The 7,126-nt window shown below is 58.4% G+C and carries 4 protein-coding genes and 1 pseudogene; 2 read left to right on the forward strand and 3 right to left on the reverse strand.

The window, feature by feature from the left end; all coding sequences use genetic code 11:
• Positions 1 to 116: pseudogene (locus tag AAHG09_RS31430) on the forward strand (IS5/IS1182 family transposase); the annotation flags it as partial.
• 184 nt (positions 117 to 300) lie between these two features.
• Here the strand turns inward: AAHG09_RS31430 and AAHG09_RS31435 are convergent.
• The 3 genes from AAHG09_RS31435 to AAHG09_RS31445 form a co-directional block, all read right to left on the reverse strand.
• A complete protein-coding gene (locus AAHG09_RS31435; protein ID WP_342112238.1) occupies positions 301 to 1,125 on the reverse strand; it encodes a class I SAM-dependent methyltransferase in 825 nt (274 codons plus the stop codon).
• Positions 1,126 to 1,191: 66 nt separating this feature from the next.
• Positions 1,192 to 2,274 carry a GNAT family N-acetyltransferase gene (locus AAHG09_RS31440; protein WP_342112240.1) on the reverse strand — a complete coding sequence of 361 codons (1,083 nt, stop codon included), beginning with the start codon at positions 2,272 to 2,274 and terminating at the stop codon, positions 1,192 to 1,194.
• A 910-nt stretch (positions 2,275 to 3,184) separates the two neighbouring features.
• On the reverse strand, positions 3,185 to 4,876 hold the full coding sequence (locus AAHG09_RS31445) for a methyl-accepting chemotaxis protein (RefSeq protein WP_342112242.1): 1,692 nt from the start codon (positions 4,874 to 4,876) through the stop codon (positions 3,185 to 3,187).
• 824 nt (positions 4,877 to 5,700) lie between these two features.
• On the opposite strand from AAHG09_RS31445, the gene AAHG09_RS31450 reads away from it, so the two are divergent.
• A complete protein-coding gene (locus tag AAHG09_RS31450) occupies positions 5,701 to 7,020 on the forward strand; it encodes an MHYT domain-containing protein (RefSeq protein WP_412760121.1) in 1,320 nt (439 codons plus the stop codon).
• The last annotated feature ends 106 nt before the right edge of the window (positions 7,021 to 7,126 follow it).

Below are 7,126 nucleotides of genomic sequence, written 5' to 3' on the forward strand. Positions count from 1 at the left end.
TCCGCCGTCTCGTCAAAGACTACGAGCGTTATGCCAGCACCCTGGCAGACCTGCACCTCGTCGCCTTCGTCTGCCTCATGCTCAAACAGGCCGCTCAACTCGCCACAGGTTCATAACAGCCTCTAGGTTGGGTCGATAGGAGGCCGTCCGCTCAACCAGCTGACCTATTCTAAACTAGCCATTCCGATTTCGGTCTGGCATAGGCCCGTTATGCGACGTCGAGGGCCGCCGAGCATCAGGGCCGGACGAGCGCCGCCGGGCTGCGATAATGAGTTGTGAGTGCGGCTTTTCCGTTCGTGCTTACTGACCTGCGTACACGATTTCTGCCCTCCATGTGGGCTTAGTTATCACAATCTCAAAATCCCGACAAGCACTCATATGAGCTGGTATGGCGTCAACTGAACGCCAAACAACTATTCCATCGTTAGCATCCGAATGATGTTCTATTTCGTCGGGATCGCAGGGAATCTGCTCTGCATACCATCTCCTGAAACTGGTCGAGCGTTCCACTAGATCGCCATTAACGGGATTTTCGAATATTATAAAAATATCACTACCGGACATAGAAAGCTGTTCGAATTTCTCGACGATTGGCGTCAACGTTGTCCTACCGAAAGAGTGGTACATAAAAACTACAATTTTATCGCTTTGTGGCTCGATCGCATTCGCATCAGCTTGTTCGACGCGGATCGGGGGCCTGTTAGGGAATGACCTAGCTATCTTCTGAGCATTGTTGACTGCAATGGCGCAAAGCTCCCTCGACAAGTCAACGCCGATAATCTCACGAAAAGAAAATTCTGATGCAGTCACTAAGGCACGACCCATGCCGCATCCGAGGTCATAAAAGGTAAATTGACTAGTATTAGGAAGTGATCGAAGCGCCTTACGTAGGCAACTTGGCTGACAACCGGCATAATGATTGTTTTCGCGCGAAGTAAGTTTAAATATATTGGCGCCTGGGTGAGTGAGAAAATTTGGAACAAATCCGCTGGTATGTATACCGTAGGCTACATCAAACGGATGGACGTGGCGTTGATTTAGTTCAAAGGCGCGCCGAAACAAATATTTTCTACCATAAGTGTTGCGCGTTAAAATTAATGTCGCAAGTCTCCTTGCCTTATTCAAATAATTCCTTAGCATATTCTGTGCCCAAACGATTTCGATATAAAACTTAGCTGCTTGGCTGACTAGTTACTGCTTCACAGGTCGACCTACGCCTTTAGTCATTTGAGATACTTTCCCGTTGGGGTGTAATAGCCTGTAGATGCTGCGAATAAGTTTCCCCAACCGACCTTCGGGCATCGCAAGATACTCACCGCATATCTGAGACTCGCAAACTCTGCCCCAAATAGGCGTAGTTCCAGCCAAGAAAATCACTTCTTCCATTCCAGTTGCGATTTCATGTTCAAGAAAAAAGTGCCTCATAACCATGGAAATTGAAGCATTGTGGAGGTCTTCTTGGTTGATTTGCCATTCAATGACACTACTATTACCCTGTCTCCAGCCAGAGATATAACTTACCCAAGCCCCGCTATTGTCGATTAATCCCATTGAAAACCAGCGCGGCTGTTTCTCAATTGCCTTCTGTCTTTGTAAAGCCGCTTCCAATTGGACTGATCTGGCCGATACCCCGTGCAGCCGCTCCACAGCTGCCATGGCTTGGATCGGACTGAGCGAAGGATGAAACACGCATCCGTAGTCCGCTTCAGCGCGTTTTTTGTAGTATCGAAAATTTTTACGCATTTTTTGACTAAAACGAGACAGTAATCCGTCCATTCCGCCCGTCAAAGGAAGGCGGCTTCTCGTTTCGTGAAATTGCCAGTTCGTCGAAAGATCCGTTTGATGCCTCTGCAGCGAAAATATAGGACACCCATCGCCTACGAGTAGCGAAGTTATGATAACTGTATGGGCGCGTTTGCTGTCTATAAGAGCTTTCGTACCATACTCGATGATAGTTGGGTAAAATTCTGTTTCGCCGATGACGCCGCCCCGACCACAAAGGTAACCTCCTCTGAAAATCCCTATCGGCACACCGCCGTATTTGGTGCCATGAATAAGTAGCGCTCCAAAAGGGATGCGGTCGCGATGCAGCAAGACTACTACGGGAAATGTGTTCCATCGATCTGACAGAGACAAGAACCATGTCGTTGCTGTGGTCAGATCGTGGTTTTGACCACAAGCATAGCGCAGCTTCTCAATTACGGTCGAAATTATCGCGATGCTCGCTCTTCCAAAAAAGATATCAGTCGTGAAAAAATCAGATCTAGTAGCCATAAAAAAGACCTTTTTTCATTGTCACTTTTTTATTCTCGGGCTGAAAAAATTTATAGCTAAGTGCGCCCATCCTAATTTGCATCGCGAACGAGGTAAGTTGCGGTCCATCTGCGCCGGCTGCCGAGATTGTCACTCCATATCAGGCCAATATGAATGAGAGCAGTTGATGCCTTAGCATACATCGTTTGGTTAAGTCTATTCGATCGGGCGGGAGAAGCGTCTACATTCGGTATTGAAGTACCCACGTAGAGGCGACCCGGCGGGTATTCTAAGTTTGTATGTCTGCGCTGTGACATCGACGGCGCGCTATCAATCGGGGTAGTAGGGAGGGCGCTCAGGCCGCAATCCGTTTCACGGACAGCCTCGGTCGGAAGTCGAACGTCCGCTTCAAGAAGAGTGGCTGACTTCCGCTCCCCAACCCAAGCTGAAGTTGCCGAGTGGCCGACGAATGGCCGCTTTCGGGAACCGCCAGAGGCGGTCAGTATGGCCGACTTGGGTCGCAAGCGGCAGGGCCAACTCAGGGCAGAATGCCCGGAACGGCCGTGTTCGCGCCCCCAATCGTCGATGCGCACCATGTCGCACTACCAGCATGGCGCTGGCGTGCGATGATAAGGCTGGCCGGATCGAGGAAGCCGTAGAGGTTTGGGTCGATCCGCGAGAGTCACTGTTTCAACCGCAAACACCCGGCAGTGGGCCACCAGGATACCAACCAAAGCGATCGTGCGGTCAGAGCCGGCTCTCTAAGCCGAACCGATTTTGCTCGACTACCGCAAATGGCCGCTTCGGAGAAATGCTGACGGCTACTCGAATGGCTGGGTTGGGTCGCGTGCGGAATAACCGCTAAGGGCGGTTTTCTGCCGGCCCGCTTCCGCTCGAACATAAGGCGAAAGCGGACGTTCGAGAATTTGTTTCAGGCCGCGCGAACGGTGGCGAGGAAGCGTCCAACCTCGGCCGTCAGGTGCTCGGACTGGCGCGACAGCTCGGACGCCGCCCCCAGCACTTGGCTCGCAGCCGCACCGGTGTCCTCCGCCGCGCTCGCCACGCCGGCGATGTTGCCGGTCACCTCGCCCGTGCCGGCCGCCGCTTGGGCGACGTTGCGCACGATCTCCTGCGTGGCCGCGCCCTGCTGCTCCACGGCCGCGGCGATCGAGGTGGCAGTGGCGCTGATGTCTCGGATCCGCTGGGTGATGCCGCCGATCGCCGCTACGGCCTGACCGGTCGAAGCCTGGATCCGCCCGATCTGGCCGGAGATCTCCTGGGTCGCCCGGGCAGTCTGACTGGCCAGCTCCTTCACCTCGGATGCCACGACCGCGAAACCCTTGCCGGCCTCACCGGCACGCGCCGCTTCGATAGTAGCGTTGAGGGCCAGCAGGTTGGTCTGCCCAGCGATCGACGAGATCAGCCCGACCACGTCGCCAATCCGCTCGACTGCCCCACTCAGTTCGAGCACCAGGGCACCCGTCTGGTCGGCCTCGGCCACAGCCTGCTGAGCAATCTGTGCGGAACCGTTGACCTGGCGTCCGATCTCCTGAACCGAGGAGCCGAGTTCCTCGGCGGCGGCCGCGACCGTGTTGACGTTGCTGGCCGCCTCCTCTGCCGCCGCGGCCACGGCCGTCGACTGCGCGGCCGTCTCAGCCGCGGTGCCGCTCATCGTACCGGCCGTCGCCTGCAACTCGGTGGCCGACGACGAGACCATGCCGATGATGCCGCCAACTGCAGTCTCGAAGCTGTCTGCCATCTGCCGCATCCCGGCCTTGCGTTGCTCCTCCGCGGCCAGCCGCGCCTGAGCGGTCTCGGCTTCCAAGGCCCGGGTGCGGATCAGGTTGTCCTTGAACACCTGCACGGCCGCTGCCATCGCGCCGATCTCATCGCGGCGCACGCGGTGAGGCACCTCGGTGTTTGCATTGCCCCCGGCGAGAACGGTCATAGCGCTGGTCATCGCCTGGATTGGTCGGGACACGCGCAGCAGCACGAACACCGCTGCACCCAACGCAGCGATCAGGCTCAACGCGGTCGCCACGGAGGCCGCCGTTGTCGCAGAGGTCGTCGCCGCCAAAGCGCGGTCGGCGTCCGTGTGGGCGCCCCGCTCGTTAAGGGCAACATCTTTGGCCAGCGCGACGCGGACATCGTTGTACAGGTCGATATTAGCGGGCGCACTCATCAGCCGGGCTCCCTCCAGGGCTTGCCCCGCCTCAGCCAAGCGCATGGCCTCACGGCCGACTGCCTCGTAGCGTTCCCAGACGGTGCCGAAGGCATCGTACAGAGCGCGTTCCTCCGTCGATGAGATCAACGGCTCGTAGGACTTCCGAGCGGCGGCGAGCGCCGTCAGGGCTTCCGTGATCTGCTGCGCATTCGCGGTCTGCAGCTGGCTGCTGCCGGACAGTGCCAGCGCGCGCAACTGCTTGATCCGCACCTCGGATGCCGCTGCGCGGATATCCGCGACTGCGATCACGGAGGGCAGCCAATTTTTGGAAACTTCTGTCACGCTGGCGCGGATGTCGCCGAGCTTCGTGATCGATAAGATGCCCTGGCCCGCGCATAAGACCGCGAGGAGGCCAAAGGCGGCGAAGAGCGATGCCTTTATGGTCAAAGAGAAGCGCATGATCTGGTCCTTGAGGGTGCTCGCTACACAAGACGCGAGATGCCTGCCCAACCGCAGGCGGTCACGCGACCGCACGGGCAACTGGGATCGCCTGAAACACGCGCTCAACACGGTGATCTGAGCAGTGAGGCGCCTCAGTCCTTATGGCGTAGATGTTAATATCCGTGTTTCGTCCCGACCGATCGCGTTTTTTTGCTAGTAAAATTACGGTGTTCCAGGATCTCTATGGCCAATCCTAAGCGAACTATTCTTCCACTTATGGTTGTTGTCCTGGCCTTGACTGAACAGGCAGTGGTCCATCATATTTCTTGATGTCGAGAGCGTAAGGGGGGCTGTTCATCAGCACTCGCGCCAAAAAGTCTTTGCTCAGCGAGAGGCGTTCCCGCGGCGCGGTTGCGAAGCGTCGAGCGCAAGACGGAAAAGCAAAGTCCGTATGCGATCGGACCTGCGGCCGCCGTTTTGCCATCGAATGACCGCTCATGGACCGCACCAACGACTGTTCACACGGCCTAGGCGGTTCGCAAGCCGTAAGACCGCTTGGGGTGAATACCCAATTGGCTGCTTCCAACCATCGAATGCGAGAAACACACGCCTAGCGTTCGGCAGGACCTGATCGATAGCGGCTTGTCCGCGCCTAAGCTCCGATTGTAAGCAAGCGGACGCATGGCACCCTATGCCGGGCAAGGTTTTTGTTGGCATGGTGCCAGCCTATAGACGTTTGCATGTACGAGGTGATGGATTCTTAACTTATCTGCCTGCTATTAAATCCATGTACATCATTCAACCTCATTGTGCTGGAACGATTGCCTGCTAGGGCTTCCATTATGCTTACAGTCGTCGGTTGCCTTGTCGATACGCACGACATCCGCCTCGTTGCGCTAGCGGCCGGCATCTGCGCCCTCTCGGCGTTGACAACGGTCTGTCTCGTTAGCCACGCTCGTCGGGCGGTCGGATGGGCCCAGACGGGCTGGCTCACTGTTGCGGCCATCGCCGGCGGTTCAGGCATTTGGGCTACGCACTTTATTGCCATGCTCGCCTTCGCGCCCGGCGTTCCGAGCGGCTACGACATCGTCCTGACCAGTCTATCCCTCGCCATTGCCGTCGCTCTGGTCGGCTCTGGCCTCTCCTTCACGGTCCTGGTGGGAGGGCAGGCTGCGGCTTGGACGGGCGGCATTATTCTCGGGCTCGGCATCGCGGCGATGCATTACACCGGCATGGCCGCCTACGACGTAGCCGGTCACAAGGCATGGGATCCCGCGGTCGTCGCCGTCTCGCTCGTGCTCGGTAGCGTCCTAGGTGGCGCTGCGCTGGCCGCGCAGGTCAATGCCCGTGGCGTGATCCGCCAATTGCCGGCAGCTCTCTTGCTCCTACTCGCCATCTGCAGCCATCACTTCACCGCCATGGGTGCCGTCACCGTCACGCCAGACCCGACGCTTGCAGTCTCCGAAACCGCGGTCCCGAACGCCTGGCTCGCCGTCGCCGTGGCGCTGGCCAGCTTCGCCATCCTACTTCTCGCCGGCGCTGCTTTAGCCCTGGACGTTCGCGACCGCCGGCAGTCCAAGCTGGAGGCGGAGCGCCTGTACAGTCTCGCCAACGCTGCTGTTGAGGGTCTCGTCGTTTGCACCGGCGACGTGGTCGTCAGCGCCAATCGCAGCTTTGCCAAACTCGTCGGCCTGCCGCAGGACACCCTCGCTGGAACGACCCTCTCGGCGTACCTGCCGGGCGACACAGTTCGACTGGCGCTCGCCAGCCGGCCCGAGCGCCCGGTCGAGGCCGAACTCGGCCAAGCCGACGGCACACTGGTGCCAGTTGAGATCATCATGCAGCCGGTAGACCATGCCGGCCGGCCGCACTACGCCGTGGCGGTGCGCGACCTGCGGGCCCGGCGTCAGGCTGAGAGCCAGATCCAGTTCCTCGCCCACCACGACGCCCTCACCGGTCTCGCCAATCGCGCCAGCTTCGGCAAGCGCCTCGAACAAGAAATGCGGGTGGCGCAAGGAGGCGGTCGTAAGCTCGCCGTGCTCTGCCTCGACCTCGATCGCTTTAAGGAGGTCAACGACCTGTTCGGCCACGCCGCTGGCGACGCCATGCTGGAAAGCGTCGCCCGCATCGTCTCGGGCGACCTAGTGCCTGTCGTCGCCTGAACGGACTGGCGGGGCTTGCGTTTCCTGTCTTCGAGGCAGGAGGGATGATGCTGAGCGACGCGCAATGGTCTGAGCTGGAGCCGCTGGTCGAGGCGTGCCGTCCGAA

The organism is Methylobacterium guangdongense (assembly GCF_038442355.1).
Taxonomy (GTDB): Bacteria; Pseudomonadota; Alphaproteobacteria; order Rhizobiales; family Beijerinckiaceae; genus Methylobacterium; species Methylobacterium guangdongense.

What these genes read in the sequence shown, in the direction of transcription:
- AAHG09_RS31440 (WP_342112240.1), bottom strand. Translation starts at nt 2,274, where the DNA reads ATGGCTACTAGATCTGATTTTTTCACGACTGATATCTTTTTTGGAAGA.
- AAHG09_RS31445 (WP_342112242.1), bottom strand. Translation starts at nt 4,876, where the DNA reads ATGCGCTTCTCTTTGACCATAAAGGCATCGCTCTTCGCCGCCTTTGGC.
- AAHG09_RS31450 (WP_412760121.1), top strand. Translation starts at nt 5,701, where the DNA reads ATGCTTACAGTCGTCGGTTGCCTTGTCGATACGCACGACATCCGCCTC.